The following is a 16309-nucleotide window of genomic DNA, read 5'->3' as shown; positions in this document are numbered from 1 at the left end:
AGAAGAAGTGATTAGAGCATTACATTTAGCAAGTTTTAATGGTAATATAGGCGATATAGCAAATCATGTTGGGTTTTGGAATCTTTTCAAAAAATACGTAACTAATGATGTTGAAGTTACATATCTCGAGATTAGAGAATACTATAAATCATGGAATCTAAGACAATTTGATGATTCGTTTGCCGATTTGGTTAATCGATATGATTTGCTTGTTATCGGTGGGGGGAATTTTTTCGATGTTAAGTGGGATTATTCAACCACTGGAACTACTCTTAATATTTCTGATGAAATTTTAAGAAAGATACACATTCCAATAGTGTTTAATGGACTTGGTGTTGATTATTCACCAAATATGTGTTTGGCAAAAGTAAAGGATTGTTTTGGTTCATTTATCAAATACTTAGATTCAAGGTCAGATAAGTTTCTTGTTTCTGTAAGAAATGATGATTCTAAAATGCTTTTGGATCAATTTTTTGATGGTTCATCATTAAAGAATATAATTCAGATTCCAGATGGTGGGTTCTTTACCAGTGCTGGTGAGTACCGTCATCCTGAAATTCCTGATGATAAGACTGTTATTGCAATCAATACTGTTAGAGACAGAATGGAAGACAGATGGGGAGATAAGGAAAGTTATAATCAATATTGTAATGAATTTTCTTTGTTCATTGACAAAGCTATCTCAAGAAATCCTAATCTCCACTTCGTATTTGTGCCACATATCCCATCTGATTTACAGGCAATTTCAGATGTGCTTAATGCCGTACAAGATTATAATTGTAGAAGAAATATAACAATTGCTCCTTATTTAAATGGAATTGCAACGCCTGGCGAATATTTGGTTGATCTTTATAGAAAATCAGCGGTAGCAGTTGGAATGAGGTATCATTCAAATATTTGTTCTATTGCAATGCATACACCGACAATCGGAATTGTGACATTAAAAAAGCATGTTGAATTATATAGAAATATTGGAATGGATGACAGACTGTTTAATGTTAATGAAAACTCATTTAGTGAAAAGCTATATGAAAGATTAATTTGGTCTATAGAAAATAGGGATTTACTTACGGAGCAGAATGCATTGTTGGTACGTAAATTAGAACAAAAATCTGTTGAATATTATGAGAAAATTGCTCAGCTTTTATATGGAAAGGTGTTATAATGCAATTGTTGTGATATTAGGGTCAAAATGAGTGGAAACATCATAAAGACGCAATAGATAAAGTAAATGTTCTCAAGTATGCAAGCACGCTTTTGAATATTTAGTAAAAGGACGAGTACAGATGAGAATAGCAATTTGCGATGATCTGCAGACAGAACGACAAAAAACAATAGAAGCCTTAGACTCCGTCATCAGAAATTTTTCAGTCAATGAATTTGATGATGGAGCCGAGCTGATCAAAAGTCATGAGGTATTACCTTATGACTTGATTATTTTAGACATATTGATGCCAAAGATCAGTGGAATGGATACGGCGGCTCAGATCCGCAAAAAAGATACAAAGACACCCATCGTGTTTATATCGACGAGTGAAGAATTCGGTGTACAAAGCTATCGGGTGCTGGCTTTTGATTATTTATTAAAGCCGATCGATACAGAACAACTGCGGGCATGTATGAGAAGGCTGTTATCACAGCGGACCAAAAAACATTATATTACAGTGACCTATTCCGGAACCGAAACAAAGATCCTGTTGTCTAATATCCAGTGCTTAGAGAGCAATCTGCGAAAAGTGATCTTTACACTGTCGGAAAACAGAGAGATTGAAGTAGTCGGAAAACTGACAGACTACGAGGAATTTTTACTGCATCATGGATTTTGCCGCTGCCACAAAAGCTATCTTGTAAATATGGAGTATATCGACAGCATAGACAATGACGTGTTTTATTTGACAAGCGGAAAAACGATGAAGATCTCAAGAACATATCTGCAAAGTGCAAAAAAGGCATATTTTGACTATGTATTTGCGGCGGAGGGAGAGACATGAGCCATTCGGGAAATATCGTATCGCTGTTTGTGACACTTTTTATATGTACTCTGGACGGTTATTCCATGATGAATTACCGTGTGCCGGCAAAACGTGCCTATGGGTATTTTGCTGCCGTAACGGCAGTCTGTCTGGCATTCAATTCTTATATCATGATTCATTATGGAAGTACGGTGCTTCGAAGTGTTATTTTATTCACGATCGGACTGCCGTATTTTGTGTTGATATTGTTGATCACCAAAGATAAAATATCACAGACTGTGTTTAACTTTTGGCTTTGGATCAATATCTATGACATCATTGCAAATTTTTCTGCATTTATCAACGATTATACTTTAAAAGACGCTTATTTTTTAACAGCATTGCGTTTTGTGCTCTTTGGCGGATATTTTATCCTGTATAACAAACATTTAAAGGCAAAACACCGGATGCTGATGGATCGGTTAAAGGTCAACTGGTGGATATTTTCCTTTATCCCGATGTCCTTTACCGGGCTGATCTGTCTGGTCAACTATTACTTTTTGGATTTTCACGGCGTCACACGCAACTATCCGGTATTGCTGATGATATGCATACTGATGCTGTTAGTCTATATTCTGATATATTATACCTTTCAAACGGCAGGCGATGCGATGGAAAGAGAGCGGATTGCCGGGAATATGAAAGAGCAGATCCTGCTGCAGAAAAAGCAGTACGAATTCTATCTGCAAAAAAGAGAGGCAGAGAGGATTTTTCGCCATGATGCAAGGCACCGTGACAGTATTTTGATCAGTTATCTTGAAAATGGAGACGTGGAAGGAGCAAAGGAATTTTTAAAAAAAGAACTGGCGGAAATAGAAAAAAATGCAAAAATACCGTTTTGCGAAAATACTCTGATCAATGCGGTTCTCAGTGAATACCGGACAAAAGCAGAGCAGGAAGGACTGGAATTTTCTGCACGGATACAGATGCCAAAGGAATTTGCCTGTGACGAAGCGGAATTCTGTGTGATGCTCTCGAATCTGTTAGAAAACAGTCTGGATGCGGCAAAAAGTTATATTGCAATCAGCATCAAGCATTTAAACCATCAGCTCTCTTTAAATGTAAAAAATGATTATGAAGGTGAGTTAAAAAAGAGTGCGGAAAACAATTATCTTACCACCAAACCACAGGGCAGCGGACTGGGCTTAAAAAGTGTAGAAGCGATTTTAAAAAGCAACTCGGGATTTTTAAAGATCGAAGATACAGACGGAGTATTTGATGTATTTGCAACCTTAAAAAATTGAGAAAAATAAAGTGCCGATGACTCTTTTTTTGCAAGTTATGACGATTTCATGCAAGTTATGACATTTTCATTGAATAAAAGCATAAGATTACATAAAATAGCAGGTAAGAAAAAGCAATAAGGAGGAGTTTATATGGCACTTATCATTGTGGGAGTTGTGCTGGTAATTATCATTTTATGGTTTATTTCCGCACAGAGAAAGTTAGTAGCAATGGATGAGAACATCAACAATGCGATGGGCCAGATCGGTGTTCAGTTGTCCTCACGCTGGGATGCGTTAACGGCACTGTTGGATCTGACAAAAGGGTATGCTGATCACGAGTACAAAACCATATCGGATACGATCAAAATGCGTACCAGTATTAATTCAAACAGTTCCGCAGCAGAAGTAAATAAGCAGGAAAACATGCTGACAGAGGCAATGGGCAAGATCATGGCAGTTGCAGAAAGCTATCCGGAGCTGAAAGCAAATGAGAATTATATCAAGACCATGGACAGCGTAAACGAGTATGAGAAGATGGTACGTCAGTCACGTCTGATCTACAATGACAGCGTTACCAAACTCAATCGTACGATCCGCATGTTCCCGACTTCAATCGCAGCAGGCATGCTTCATATTACAAGCCGCGATTACTTAGAGGCAAGTGAGCAGAAAGCAGATATGCCGGATATGAAATAAGGAGCAGCCTATGAAGTGGATAAAAAAATTACTGCTTGTGGCACCGCTGATGCTGCTGTTGATCTCCGGTACGGCATATGCTAAAAACAATGTCTCGGAAATAGACATTTCCGTTACCGTAAGGGATGACGGAAGTGCTTATGTAGTTCAGAACTGGCAGGGTACTTTCGAGGAAGGAACCGAGAATTACATACCGATCGCAACAAAAGACATTGGCATATCAGATTTGAAAGTATCCGATGAAAAAGGTGAGTATACTTTTGTTGATGATTGGGACATCGATGCAGACTTTGATGCCAAAAAGCGAAAATGTGGGATCAACAAAACCGATGACGGCGTAGAGTTGTGTTTTGGAATAACCGATTATGGTGAAAAAAAATATGCGATCGAATATGTGGTCACGGACTTTATAAAAAGCTATTCCGATTATGACGGAACGAATTTTATGTTTATCAATCCGCAGATGTCTACGTTTCCGACAGACGGAAAGGTCAGCATTCGTTTAGAGAACGGTACAGCTTTAGACGAGAACAATGCAGGAATCTGGGCATTTGGATATGAAGGAGAGGTACAATTTCAACAGGGTTCTATTGTGGCATACACAACCTCTGCTTTAGAAGATGACAATGACATGATCGTGATGTTCCGGTTGGATAAGGGGATCCTATCCCCGACAAAATCCGTTTCAAAATCTTTTGAAGAGGTGAAAGACACTGCTTTTGAAGGCAGTGACTACGGAGATGAGGAAGGCGGATTATTAGAGACCATCATAGGGTTTGTAGTTCTGATCGGAATTGTGGTAGTAGTTGTATGGCTGATCCGCAGTGTTGTAAAGAGAAAGAAAGCCATTAAAGCGTTCTACGAACAGGCGAATTATTACAGAGAAGTGCCAAACGGCGGAGAGATCCGGGTTTCGCATTTCTTGGCACAGACCTTTGATGTGGCAAAAGAGGAGAGTTTGCTCATCGGAGCATTGATCCTTTCCATGATCAACAAAGGATGTATTGAGCCACAGACAGAAGAAAGTATTGGAGCTTTTGGAAAGTCGAAAAAATCCGTCAACTTAAAGCTGATAAAAAAACCGGATACCGATATCGAAAAGAAATTGTATAAGGTTTTAGTCAAAGCGGCGGGCGAAGATGGTATTTTACAGGAAAAAGAACTTGAGAAATACGCATACAAACATCCGAAGTCTGTAAGCAATCTGTTAGAGAATGCCTTAGATGACGGAAGAGAAATTTTTGCAGAAAATAAAGGTTTTACCGGTCATTCGGGAAGAAAGATCAGTGATCTGACCGCAAAAGGCAAGGAAGAACTTGCCGAGGTAATGGGACTGAAGAAGTATCTGGAAGATTTTTCGCTGATATCAGAAAGAGAAATCAGCGAAACCATTATCTGGCAGGATTATATGGTCTATGCCACATTGTTTGGCATAGCGGATAAGGTAATCAAACAATTTGAAAAAGTCTATCCTGACAGGGTGCCTGAGTTTGAAAATTACAATAGAAATGTGATCATAGCACACAGCTATTGTCACAGCATGCACAGATCTGCAGAGAGGGCAATGCAGGAAGAGAGAACCAGTGGTCAGGGAGGTTTTGCGTCGATAGGCGGAGGCGGAGGCTTTTCCGGTGGAGGTACTGGAGGCGGTTCAAGGTAACCGTTTACAGTCACCGTGGGAGATTCCTTTGAGAAAGTTGGTGATGCGTTTGGATGTCATTGATTTTACAACAATAATAAAAAATAATCATAAAAAAGGAGAATACAGCAATGAAAAGTTTTAAAAAAGTAATGGCAGGAATGTTAATGGGTATTATGGTAATCGGAATGCTGACAGGATGTGGCGGAGACCCGGTTGCAGATGATTTTGAAAAGTTCTTAAACACAGACATGGTAGATGTCAATGCAAACTATGACAAGATCAAAGAAGAGTCTGCAAAATGGGGCGACTTAGAGACAAACGAAGAGATCAAAGACAGCATCAACAATGGAATCATGCCAAACATTGATGATTCACTGGATAAACTTTCTAAGATCAAACCGGAAACAGATGAAGTGAAAGCTATCAAAGAAAAATATGTAAAAGTAATGGAAGCATACAAAGAGGGTTATACAAAGATGCTTGAAGCCTGTGACACAAATGATGAGCAGACTGTCACAGAAGCTACCGAAAAGATTGATGAAGGAATCAAGCTCTTAGATGATTATAACAATGCGTTAGAATCATTAGCAAAAGAGAAAGATATGAAAATAGAGTATTAATAATGTAAAATAGAGTGTAGCAGAAAGGCTGGATATTCGTAACATTACGAGTATCCGGCTTTTCAATTTTTCTATAGAAGTAGCAAAAGAAAAAAACATGAAGGTGCTGACCCTTTCCGGTTTCAAAGAGGACAACCGTATTAAGCAGATGGGAAACTATAATCTCTATGTGCCTGTCTGCCATTACGGAATGGTAGAATCCATACATAATCTGATATTACAGCAGATCCATAAAAAAGGCTACCTTGTGATCGTCGTAACAAACCAGTCCGGAGTAGCAAGAGGCTATCTGACGGAAGAAATGTTACAAAAGCTGAATGCCTATCTTCAAAAGGAGACAGGGAAAGTGATATCCAAACAGGCAAAGCGGCAGGAACGAAAACGGTTTTTGTCAAAGGACGGAAATGCAGCGAGCAGCCGGATTTTGTAGTTTCAAATGTTTGGGAATTTGCCAAAAGTATAAAAGGTTGAGAAAACAAATACCATTAGCACGAGGCTAATGGTATTTGTTTTATAATATAGATAATTCAAAAAAAGAACAGATTGGCGTTAGCATCGCCGGTCTAACATCATACCGGCATAAATCGAAGAAATATATGGTGCTGCAAAATTGTGTCCCGGATTCTTATAGGCCACAATTATTTTGTTTACATAATTCATAGGATTGATAGAGGCATTAGAAGCCTTATCATTTAAAGCATCCTTAAATGCATTCAGTACGGAAAAACTCTCCTTAGCATCAACGGATGAGATCGCATCTGCTAAGAGCGCACGGTCTACTTTGATCCGTCCGTCATCCTGCGAACAAAGACCGATAGCTTCCAATTCACTGTTGTAATTCAGGGTAACACTCCGCATATCGTTCAAGAGGCGGTTGCCCTGCTGTTCCTCGCCTACAGGATTCGTTGCAATATCAATGATAGAGTTATAAGAGTCCACTAATTCCTGTAAATTATCTGCAACTGCATCCACACTTGGCTTATAACCGATCGTTTCGGATTCGCCTTCATTGTGAATACCCTTTAATTTTAATTCAAAAGTCTTATCTACCGTAATCGTATTGGAACGGGAAACATGTTCTTTTCCATTTAATAAGAAAGAAGCATTTTTCGCAGGAGAAGCAATCTCACTGATCCCTAAAATTCCCATCGCTGTACGGGAGTCCGTTGTGCCTTCCGGAACAATATTAAAAAGATACTGCTCGCCCTCAGGTAGTCCGGTCTGTGACGATTCTAAACGTAAAGCAGACTGTCGATTGTCGTTTTCAAGGATTTCTGTTTTTAATCCAAGATTGGCACTGTTGATCAGACGTGCCAGTTTATTCAGAATATCCCGGTTAGTTTCTCCGTCGTTTACACTGAATTGAAATTCATACGATGCAGAAGGGGTATTCAAGTCAAACGAATAATTTCCGACAGGGATGTCACGCACACCGCTGTATAAAAAATTACTCTGGTTTACCTGTGGTTCCGCTAAAGAACGGACTTCAATGTCAAAGCTTTCCGTTGCTTCGGATTCATCATTTGCACCGATATATTTTGCTTCTACCATTTCATCATCGGTAGAAGATGCAACTTTTTTCGAAAAAGCGGCTTCGATGCCCTTGCCGCCGCCGGACAGGGAAGAAATTACATTCTGGATCTGCCTGGCACTCTCCTTAATGTCAATTGCAAACCTTGCGGCATTCTTTGTTTCCTTGATCTTATACAGAGGGGATTCTTTGTTGGTCTTGACCATACGGTTATAAATGTCACGCAATTCGCTTTTCTTGTGTGAGTCATAACGCGATACGGTCGAATTAGCATATGTACTTAGATAATAATGATATACTGTATCAATTGCAGCCATAATAAACCCCCTCCTTTCGTCCATGAAATATGCAGAATGCATCAGGGTAGAATAAATCCATTTATATAACTATATTATAATAGGTAATTACATATTTGTCATCTAAAAATAGCAGAAAAAAGTATTTTTTGCTTCTGCTTCATTAATTATATCGGAAAAAGGGACAAAAAATTAACAGTAATTGGGAGAAAAATTAACATTGACACCTATCTGGGATTGTGCTATATTAGACTAGCGATGGAAGTAGGTCTTTTTTTTTATGCCTAAAAACAGAAAGAATTAAAGTGGAGGTGGAAGTTGTGCGCACGAAAATAACATTGGCATGTACGGAATGTAAGCGGCGTAATTATGATACGACCAAAGATAAGAAAGCTCATCCGGACAGAATGGAAACAAAGAAGTATTGCAGATTCTGCAAGACACACACATTACACAAAGAGACTAAGTAATTGTGACCAGACAAAGGGAGTGACTAAGATGGGAGAAACCACAAACAATGAAAGTGCCCCGAAAGAGAGCAGATATGCTGGTCTGAAGGCTGAATTCAACAAAATTGTCTGGCCTGATAAAGATTCAGTCACAAAACAGACAACAGCAGTTGTGATTGCATCCGTTATTCTGGGTCTGATTATTGCACTGATTGATTATATCATTCAGTATGGTGTAGATTTCCTTGTAAAATTGTAATGGAGGCAAAGGTGATTTTATGGCAGAGGCACACTGGTATGTAGTTCATACCTACTCAGGATATGAGAATAAGGTTAAGGCAAACATTGATAAAACAATTGAGAACAGACATCTTGAGGACCAGATTTTAGAAGTCCGTGTCCCGATGCAGGATGTGGTGGAATTGAAGAACGGTGCTAAGAAACAGGTTCAGAAAAAAATGTTTCCCGGTTATGTACTTATTAATATGGTAATGAATGATGACACATGGTACGTTGTCAGAAATACCAGAGGCGTTACCGGATTTGTTGGTCCGGGGTCAAAGCCGGTACCACTCACTGAAGCTGAAATGAGACCGTTGGGAATCGAATCAGAAAATATCGTTGTAGATTTTGCAGAAGGAGACAGCGTGGTTGTAACCGGTGGTGTTTGGAAAGATACCGTCGGAGTGATCCAGAGCATGAATTCCGGCAAGCAGATCGTCACAATCAATGTAGAATTATTTGGCCGCGAGACGCCAGTAGAAATAAGTTTCGCAGATGTAAGAAAGACAAACTAAAAAGGAGGACTTATCCAAATGGCAAAGAAAGTAGAAGGATATATCAAATTGCAGATTCCGGCTGGTAAGGCAACACCTGCACCACCTGTTGGACCTGCACTTGGACAGCACGGTGTTAACATCGTAGAGTTCACAAAACAGTTCAATGCAAGAACAGCCGATCAGGGAGATTTAATCATCCCTGTAGTAATTACCGTATATGCGGACAGAAGCTTCAGCTTCGTAACAAAGACTCCGCCGGCACCGGTATTGATCAAGAAGGCATGCAACATCAAATCCGGTTCTGCAGTACCGCAGAAGGATAAAGTAGCAACCATTTCCAAGGCAAAATTACAGGAAATTGCAGAGTTAAAAATGCCAGACTTAAATGCAGGTTCTTTAGAAGCAGCAATGAGTATGATCGCTGGAACATGCAGAAGTATGGGAGTTACAGTAGAGGAATAGGTCGAAAGTAACTACCTTAAGACAATCGCAAAAAAGACTGAAAACGAAACAATCGTGGGAGGGAACACTCCCGATATTACCACTAGGAGGTTTTTTAATGAAAAGAGGAAAGAAATATGTAGAGGCTGCTAAGAACATTGACAGAACTGCTCAGTACGACGTTGCAGAAGCAGTTAGCCTTGTAAAAAAAGCGGCAGTTGCAAAATTTGATGAGACAATCGAAGCTCATATCAGAACAGGCTGTGATGGCCGTCATGCAGAGCAGCAGATTCGTGGAGCAGTTGTACTGCCACACGGAACCGGTAAAGCTGTAAAAGTATTAGTTATCGCAAAAGGTGAAAAAATTGATGAAGCAAAAGCAGCAGGCGCTGACTTCGTTGGTGGAGAGGAATTAATTCCAAAGATCCAGAACGACGGATGGTTAGATTTTGATGTTGTTGTTGCTACACCGGATATGATGGGTGTTGTTGGACGTTTAGGTCGTGTACTTGGACCAAAAGGTTTAATGCCAAACCCGAAAGCCGGAACTGTAACAATGGATGTTACAAAAGCGGTAAACGAGATTAAAGCCGGTAAGATTGAGTACAGATTGGACAAAACAAATATTATCCATGTGCCAGTTGGAAAAGCATCTTTTACAGAAGAACAGTTAGCGGACAACTTCCAGACGCTTATGGATGCAATTAATAAAGCAAAACCAAGCAGCTTAAAAGGTCAGTACATCAAGAGCATTACATTAGCTCCGACAATGGGACCTGGTGTAAAATTAAGCGTAGCAAAAGTTGCACAGTAATTATTAGTTGACATCGAAAATAGATAATGATATAATGCAAAAGCATATTGCCGAAGACAGCAGGTGCCGAAAGGCGTAATCGCAGAGCCTGCCGAGGGAATTTATTGATGTAATATCACAATGAATTTTAGACCTCTCTGTCATTTGGCGGAGAGGTTTTTTGAACCTTTTATGTCTGAGGAATACAAAGAAAAATAAAAGGAGGTGCACGATTCGTGGCAAAAGTAGAACTGAAACAGCCTATCGTAGAGGAGATTTCTGCAAACATTAAAGATGCACAGTCCGTAGTTCTCGTTGACTATCTTGGACTTAGCGTAGCAGAAGATACTCAGTTGCGTAAACAGTTAAGAGAAGCAGGTGTTACTTATAAAGTATATAAGAACACATTGATGAATTTTGCATTTAAAGGAACTGACTTTGAGAGCCTGGCTCCAATGTTAGACGGACCAAATGCAATCGCTATTTCTACAACAGATGCTACTGCTCCGGCAAGAATCTTAAGCAAATTTGCAAAGACTGCTCCGGCATTAGAGATCAAAGGCGGTGTTGTAGAAGGAACTTTCTATGATGCAGAAGGAATGAAAGCAATCGCTGCTGTACCATCAAGAGAAGAATTACTTTCCAAATTACTTGGAAGTATGCAGTCTCCTATCACAAACTTTGCTCGTGTTATCAATCAGATCGCAGAGCAGGGCGGTGCAGGTGAAAGCGTAGAAGCTGCTCCGGCTGAAGAAGCTCCTGTTGAGGAAGCTCCGGCAGCAGAAGAAGCACCGGCAGAATAAGCCGAAAAGAAAGACAGAAACAAAAATAAACCATAAAAATGGAGGGAAATCAGAATGGCAAAATTAACAACAGCTGAAATGATCGACGCTATCAAAGAGTTAAGCGTATTAGAGTTAAATGAATTAGTAAAAGCATGCGAAGAGGAATTTGGTGTATCTGCAGCAGCAGGCGTAGTAGTTGCAGCAGCAGGAGCTGAAGGCGGCGCAGCAGGAGAAGAAAAATCTGAGTTCGACGTAGAGTTAACAGAAGTTGGACCAAACAAAGTTAAAGTTATCAAAGTAGTTCGTGAAGCAACAGGCTTAGGCTTAAAAGAAGCAAAAGAGTTAGTTGATGGAGCTCCTAAGGTAATCAAAGAAGCTGCTGAGAAAGCAGAAGCTGAAGACATCAAGACAAAACTTGAGGCTGAAGGCGCTAAAGTTACTCTTAAATAATTATTTATTAAAAAGTAACCAGGCTGTGCTTTGTAGAGTGCAGATAAAGAGAAGAACCTGTCCGGAAGAAGTGCCGGATGGGTTCTTTTGTGTTATGAGGAATGTTTTGGGAAGGGGGGGACGGACTGCGCCAATCAAATATTCCGCGTTTCCTTGTGCAGAACATTCCGATGAACCTCCGAAAAGCAGAAAAAGAAACGCTCCATATTTGATTGGTGCAGCCCTGACGCCGGCCTTCGTGTAACATGCTTTCGTATCTTTCGCATCAGAACTCATAACATAAATCCTACAAACTGAACACCATGCGAAGAAACAAATATGAAATATTTGTTTCCGGCAGCTACGACTGTCAGATTTGGATGGGTGGGAGGACATACAACACAGGTCGAGGAGTTTTGGGATTGGGGCGGGCGGCGTTATTCCTGCAAATGGAACTGTCTGAGCGTAGCGAGTTTTCCATTTGTAGGAATGAAATTAGCCGACAGACCCAACCCCTAAAACTCCCGAACTGGCGTTGTGGTCCTCCTGCCCATCCAAATCTGACAATTGAAACAGAGAAACACAAAAAAATCCTTGACTATTTCCGCCATCTTGTGCTATCATATACGGTGCACTATTGTGGTGCCGTAGGCTTATTTGTGCTACCCGGAAATAGGTGGGAAAAGTTAGTGAATAATTCTGCATAATAGGTGAAGTTAAATATAAAAAACGAGAGGTGAAACGTCAATGGAGAAAAACAGAATACGTCCGGTCAAAGCCGGTAAAAGCATGCGTATGAGTTACTCGAGACAAAAAGAGGTATTGGAAATGCCAAATCTTATAGAGGTTCAGAAGGAATCCTATAAGTGGTTTTTGGACGAAGGTCTGAAAGAAGTATTTGATGATATCTCTCCAATTGCTGATTACAGCGGACATCTGAGCCTGGAATTCGTGGATTTTACATTGTGCGAAGATGATGTAAAGTATTCCATTTCAGAATGCAAGGAGCGGGATGCCACATATGCAGCACCGTTAAAAGTAAAAGTAAGACTCTATAACAAAGAAAACGATGAAATTAACGAGCACGAAATCTTCATGGGCGACCTTCCGCTTATGACAGAGACGGGAACCTTCGTTATTAATGGTGCGGAGCGTGTTATCGTAAGCCAGTTAGTACGTTCCCCTGGTATCTATTATGGCATAGATCACGATAAAGTAGGCAAGGAATTATTTTCCTGTACCGTAATCCCGAACCGTGGTGCATGGTTAGAATATGAGACAGACTCTAATGATGTGTTCTATGTCCGTGTGGACAGAACCAGAAAAGTGCCGATCACCGTATTGATCCGTGCACTTGGAATAGGAACAAATCAGGAGATTATCGACTACTTTGGTGAAGAGCCAAAGATCGTGGCAAGTTTTGGAAAAGACGTTGCAAACAGCTACGAAGAAGGTCTTTTAGAATTATATAAGAAAATCCGTCCGGGTGAACCGCTGACCGTAGAGAGTGCACAGAGCCTCATCACAGCGATGTTCTTCGACCCAAGAAGATATGATCTTGCAAAAGTCGGACGTTATAAATTCAATAAAAAATTAGCGTTAAGAAACCGCATCAACGGACAGGTTCTCGCTGAAGATGTTGTAGATGTTACAACAGGTGAGATCATTGCAGAAAAAGGCACCACTGTAACCAGAGAGTTAGCAGATGCTATCCAGAATGCAGGTGTTCCTTTTGTGTGGGTTCAGACAGAAGAACGCAATGTTAAGATTTTATCAAACTTAATGGTAGATATCAATGCACAGATCGAAGGTATTGATGCCAAAGAGCTTGGCGTGACAGAGGCCGTATATTATCCGGTACTTGCAAAAATCTTAGAAGAAAATGAAGATATCGAAGATATTAAGCAGGAAATTCGCAGAAATATCTCCGAATTAATACCAAAGCATATTACAAAAGAAGATATTTTTGCTTCTATTAACTATAATATGCATTTAGAGTACGGTGTAGGACACGATGACGATATCGATCATTTGGGTAACCGACGTATCCGTTCTGTAGGTGAATTATTACAGAACCAGTATCGTATCGGTCTTTCCCGTTTAGAGAGAGTAGTCCGTGAGAGAATGACCACACAGGATTTAGAGGGAATTTCTCCGCAGAGCTTAATCAATATCAAACCGGTAACTGCGGCAGTCAAAGAGTTCTTTGGTTCATCCCAGTTATCACAGTTCATGGATCAGAACAACCCATTGGGTGAGCTGACACATAAGAGACGTTTATCCGCATTAGGACCTGGCGGTCTTTCCAGAGACCGTGCGGGATTCGAGGTACGAGACGTTCATTATTCCCATTACGGAAGAATGTGCCCGATCGAGACACCTGAAGGTCCGAACATCGGATTGATCAACTCTTTGGCAACTTATGCAAGGATCAACGAGTATGGATTTATTGAAGCACCATACCGTAAAATTGATAAAACAGATCCTCAGAATCCGCGTGTCACAGATGAAGTAGTATACATGACAGCAGATGAAGAGGACAACTACCATGTAGCACAGGCGAATGAGGCTCTCGATGAAGAGGGACATTTCGTGCGTAACTCCGTATCAGGACGTTACTTAGATGAGACACAGGAATACGAAAAGACCATGTTTGATTACATGGACGTATCTCCGAAGATGGTATTCTCTGTCGCTACAGCATTGATTCCGTTCTTACAGAACGACGATGCGAACCGTGCGCTGATGGGATCTAACATGCAGCGTCAGGCAGTGCCGCTTTTAAATACAGAGGCACCGGTAGTTGGAACAGGAATTGAGCCAAAAGCAGCCGTAGACTCCGGAGTCTGCGTAGTAGCAAAACATGCAGGTGTAGTAGAACGTTCCGAATCTGACAAGATCATCATCAAGACAGATGACGGAGCAAAAGACACCTATAAATTACAGAAATTCAAAAGAAGTAACCAGTCCAACTGCTACAACCAGCGTCCGATCGTATTCAAGGGCGACCGTGTAGAAGAGGGCGAAGTCATTGCAGACGGTCCGTCTACATCTAATGGAGAATTAGCACTTGGAAAGAATCCATTGATCGGATTTATGACATGGGAAGGTTATAACTACGAGGATGCTGTATTATTATCCGAGCGTTTAGTACAGGATGATGTGTATACATCCATCCATATGGAAGAATATGAAGCAGAAGCGCGTGACACCAAATTAGGACCGGAAGAGATCACAAGAGACGTTCCGGGAGTTGGTGATGATGCATTAAAGGCATTGGATGAGCGCGGAATCATCCGTATCGGTGCAGAAGTCCGTGCCGGTGATATCTTAGTCGGAAAAGTAACTCCAAAGGGAGAAACAGAGCTGACGGCAGAAGAGAGACTGCTTCGTGCGATCTTTGGTGAAAAAGCAAGAGAGGTAAGAGATACCTCATTAAAAGTACCACACGGCGAGTATGGTATTGTTGTAGATACAAAAGTATTCACAAGAGAAAACGGTGATGAGCTTTCACCGGGAGTAAACCAGTCTGTGCGTATTTACATCGCACAGAAGAGAAAGATTTCCGTAGGAGATAAGATGGCTGGTCGTCATGGTAACAAGGGTGTCGTTTCCCGTGTATTACCGGTAGAGGATATGCCATATCTGCCAAACGGTCGTCCGTTAGACATCGTGCTGAATCCGTTAGGTGTACCTTCCCGTATGAATATCGGACAGGTGCTTGAGATTCACTTAAGTCTTGCGGCAAAAGCATTAGGATTTAACATTGCAACTCCGGTATTCGATGGTGCAAAAGAGACAGACATCATGGATACACTGGATCTGGCAAATGATTATGTAAACTTGGAATGGGAAGAGTTCAAGGCAAAACATGAAGAAGAGTTGTTACCGGAAGTTTTAGACTATCTGTATGAAAACAGAGACCACAGAGAACTTTGGAAAGGCGTACCGCTTTCACGCGATGGAAAAGTAAGACTGCGTGACGGACGTACCGGAGAATTCTTTGACAGCCCGGTAACCATCGGACACATGCATTACCTGAAACTCCACCATCTGGTAGATGATAAGATCCATGCACGTTCTACCGGTCCTTACTCTTTAGTAACACAGCAGCCGCTCGGTGGTAAAGCACAGTTCGGTGGACAGCGTTTCGGAGAGATGGAGGTATGGGCACTCGAGGCTTATGGTGCAGCATACACCTTACAGGAGATTTTAACTGTAAAATCAGATGATGTGATCGGACGTGTGAAGACCTACGAAGCGATCATCAAGGGAACTAATATTCCTGAGCCGGGAATTCCTGAGTCCTTCAAGGTACTCTTAAAAGAGCTTCAGTCCTTAGGACTGGACGTACGCGTGCTTCGTGATGATGACAGTGAAGTTGAGATCATGGAGACCAGTGAGTACGGTGAGACGGATCTGAATGCGATTATCGGAAATGATAAGAATTTTGCATTTGAGGACAGCGAGTCCTTTGAAAAAATGGGATTCACAAAGCAGGAGTTCGATGCTGAGAGCGAGGAACTTGTAGATGTTGAAGAAGAACCTTCTGAGGAGGAGCCGGTATTTGCTGGCGAATCAGCAGAGGATTTCGATGAAGAATAGACGGA

At 40.9% G+C, this 16309-nt stretch carries 16 protein-coding genes and 1 other annotated feature; of the genes, 15 read left to right on the top strand and 1 reads right to left on the bottom strand.

The window, feature by feature from the left end; all coding sequences use genetic code 11:
• The first annotated feature begins 7 nt into the window (after positions 1 to 7).
• The 7 genes from WMO43_RS09605 to WMO43_RS09575 all read left to right on the top strand — a co-directional run bounded on the left by WMO43_RS09605 (position 8) and on the right by WMO43_RS09575 (position 6626).
• A complete protein-coding gene (locus WMO43_RS09605) occupies positions 8 to 1165 on the top strand; it encodes a polysaccharide pyruvyl transferase family protein (protein WP_177963652.1) in 1158 nt (385 codons plus the stop codon).
• 121 nt (positions 1166 to 1286) lie between these two features.
• Positions 1287 to 1991, top strand: a complete 705-nt coding sequence (locus WMO43_RS09600; protein ID WP_178052028.1) for a LytR/AlgR family response regulator transcription factor — start codon at positions 1287 to 1289, stop codon at positions 1989 to 1991.
• The gene (locus WMO43_RS09595) at positions 1988 to 3256 is read left to right on the top strand and encodes a sensor histidine kinase (RefSeq protein ID WP_353531007.1); all 1269 of its coding nucleotides are present in this window, start codon (positions 1988 to 1990) and stop codon (positions 3254 to 3256) included. The genes WMO43_RS09600 and WMO43_RS09595 overlap by 4 nt, the downstream gene beginning before the upstream one ends.
• A gap of 132 nt (positions 3257 to 3388) precedes the next feature.
• Positions 3389 to 3934, top strand: a complete 546-nt coding sequence (locus WMO43_RS09590; protein ID WP_178050404.1) for a LemA family protein — start codon at positions 3389 to 3391, stop codon at positions 3932 to 3934.
• 10 nt (positions 3935 to 3944) lie between these two features.
• A complete protein-coding gene (locus WMO43_RS09585) occupies positions 3945 to 5594 on the top strand; it encodes a DUF2207 family protein (RefSeq protein ID WP_353531006.1) in 1650 nt (549 codons plus the stop codon).
• 110 nt (positions 5595 to 5704) lie between these two features.
• Entirely contained in the window at positions 5705 to 6196 is a 492-nt protein-coding gene (locus WMO43_RS09580) for a hypothetical protein (RefSeq protein WP_177963647.1), read from the top strand.
• Positions 6197 to 6293: 97 nt separating this feature from the next.
• Positions 6294 to 6626 carry a hypothetical protein gene (locus tag WMO43_RS09575; protein WP_353531005.1) on the top strand — a complete coding sequence of 111 codons (333 nt, stop codon included), beginning with the start codon at positions 6294 to 6296 and terminating at the stop codon, positions 6624 to 6626.
• A 119-nt stretch (positions 6627 to 6745) separates the two neighbouring features.
• Here the strand turns inward: WMO43_RS09575 and fliD are convergent, their stop codons facing one another.
• Positions 6746 to 8044, bottom strand: coding sequence for a flagellar filament capping protein FliD (fliD, locus tag WMO43_RS09570; protein WP_353531004.1), 1299 nt, complete (start codon positions 8042 to 8044; stop codon positions 6746 to 6748).
• A 299-nt stretch (positions 8045 to 8343) separates the two neighbouring features.
• Between fliD and rpmG the strand changes: the two genes are divergently transcribed.
• The 8 genes from rpmG (at position 8344) to rpoB (ending at position 16304) form a co-directional block, all read left to right on the top strand.
• Positions 8344 to 8493: a 50S ribosomal protein L33 gene (rpmG, locus tag WMO43_RS09565; RefSeq protein WP_177963644.1), complete on the top strand. Its 150-nt coding sequence runs from the start codon at positions 8344 to 8346 to the stop codon at positions 8491 to 8493.
• Positions 8494 to 8521: 28 nt separating this feature from the next.
• Positions 8522 to 8731 carry a preprotein translocase subunit SecE gene (gene secE / locus WMO43_RS09560; RefSeq protein ID WP_177963643.1) on the top strand — a complete coding sequence of 70 codons (210 nt, stop codon included), beginning with the start codon at positions 8522 to 8524 and terminating at the stop codon, positions 8729 to 8731.
• Positions 8732 to 8750: 19 nt separating this feature from the next.
• Positions 8751 to 9269 (top strand): transcription termination/antitermination protein NusG, encoded by a 519-nt coding sequence (nusG, locus tag WMO43_RS09555; protein WP_177963642.1) that lies wholly within the window; start codon positions 8751 to 8753, stop codon positions 9267 to 9269.
• An 18-nt stretch (positions 9270 to 9287) separates the two neighbouring features.
• Entirely contained in the window at positions 9288 to 9713 is a 426-nt protein-coding gene (rplK, locus tag WMO43_RS09550) for a 50S ribosomal protein L11 (protein WP_177963641.1), read from the top strand.
• Positions 9714 to 9810: 97 nt separating this feature from the next.
• On the top strand, positions 9811 to 10506 hold the full coding sequence (gene rplA, locus WMO43_RS09545) for a 50S ribosomal protein L1 (RefSeq protein ID WP_177963640.1): 696 nt from the start codon (positions 9811 to 9813) through the stop codon (positions 10504 to 10506).
• A gap of 32 nt (positions 10507 to 10538) precedes the next feature.
• Positions 10539 to 10677, top strand: a sequence feature (ribosomal protein L10 leader region).
• A gap of 44 nt (positions 10678 to 10721) precedes the next feature.
• Complete coding sequence (rplJ, locus tag WMO43_RS09540; protein ID WP_177963639.1) at positions 10722 to 11288, top strand: 50S ribosomal protein L10; 567 nt, start codon at positions 10722 to 10724, stop codon at positions 11286 to 11288.
• 54 nt (positions 11289 to 11342) lie between these two features.
• A complete protein-coding gene (rplL, locus tag WMO43_RS09535; protein WP_177963638.1) occupies positions 11343 to 11720 on the top strand; it encodes a 50S ribosomal protein L7/L12 in 378 nt (125 codons plus the stop codon).
• 726 nt (positions 11721 to 12446) lie between these two features.
• Complete coding sequence (rpoB, locus tag WMO43_RS09530; protein WP_353531003.1) at positions 12447 to 16304, top strand: DNA-directed RNA polymerase subunit beta; 3858 nt, start codon at positions 12447 to 12449, stop codon at positions 16302 to 16304.
• Positions 16305 to 16309 lie beyond the last annotated feature (5 nt).

It is taken from the genome of Maccoyibacter intestinihominis (assembly GCF_040096355.1).
Taxonomy (GTDB): domain Bacteria; phylum Bacillota; class Clostridia; order Lachnospirales; family Lachnospiraceae; genus Maccoyibacter; species Maccoyibacter intestinihominis.
The sequence above is the reverse complement of the archived record's forward strand: the minus strand, read 5'-3'. Positions and strand labels throughout refer to the sequence as shown.

What these genes read in the sequence shown, in the direction of transcription:
- WMO43_RS09600 (WP_178052028.1), top strand. Translation starts at nt 1,287, where the DNA reads ATGAGAATAGCAATTTGCGATGATCTGCAGACAGAACGACAAAAAACA.
- WMO43_RS09595 (WP_353531007.1), top strand. Translation starts at nt 1,988, where the DNA reads ATGAGCCATTCGGGAAATATCGTATCGCTGTTTGTGACACTTTTTATA.
- rplA (WP_177963640.1), top strand. Translation starts at nt 9,811, where the DNA reads ATGAAAAGAGGAAAGAAATATGTAGAGGCTGCTAAGAACATTGACAGA.
- rplL (WP_177963638.1), top strand. Translation starts at nt 11,343, where the DNA reads ATGGCAAAATTAACAACAGCTGAAATGATCGACGCTATCAAAGAGTTA.
- nusG (WP_177963642.1), top strand. Translation starts at nt 8,751, where the DNA reads ATGGCAGAGGCACACTGGTATGTAGTTCATACCTACTCAGGATATGAG.
- WMO43_RS09575 (WP_353531005.1), top strand. Translation starts at nt 6,294, where the DNA reads ATGAAGGTGCTGACCCTTTCCGGTTTCAAAGAGGACAACCGTATTAAG.
- rplK (WP_177963641.1), top strand. Translation starts at nt 9,288, where the DNA reads ATGGCAAAGAAAGTAGAAGGATATATCAAATTGCAGATTCCGGCTGGT.
- WMO43_RS09585 (WP_353531006.1), top strand. Translation starts at nt 3,945, where the DNA reads ATGAAGTGGATAAAAAAATTACTGCTTGTGGCACCGCTGATGCTGCTG.
- rpoB (WP_353531003.1), top strand. Translation starts at nt 12,447, where the DNA reads ATGGAGAAAAACAGAATACGTCCGGTCAAAGCCGGTAAAAGCATGCGT.
- WMO43_RS09580 (WP_177963647.1), top strand. Translation starts at nt 5,705, where the DNA reads ATGAAAAGTTTTAAAAAAGTAATGGCAGGAATGTTAATGGGTATTATG.
- fliD (WP_353531004.1), bottom strand. Translation starts at nt 8,044, where the DNA reads ATGGCTGCAATTGATACAGTATATCATTATTATCTAAGTACATATGCT.
- WMO43_RS09590 (WP_178050404.1), top strand. Translation starts at nt 3,389, where the DNA reads ATGGCACTTATCATTGTGGGAGTTGTGCTGGTAATTATCATTTTATGG.
- secE (WP_177963643.1), top strand. Translation starts at nt 8,522, where the DNA reads ATGGGAGAAACCACAAACAATGAAAGTGCCCCGAAAGAGAGCAGATAT.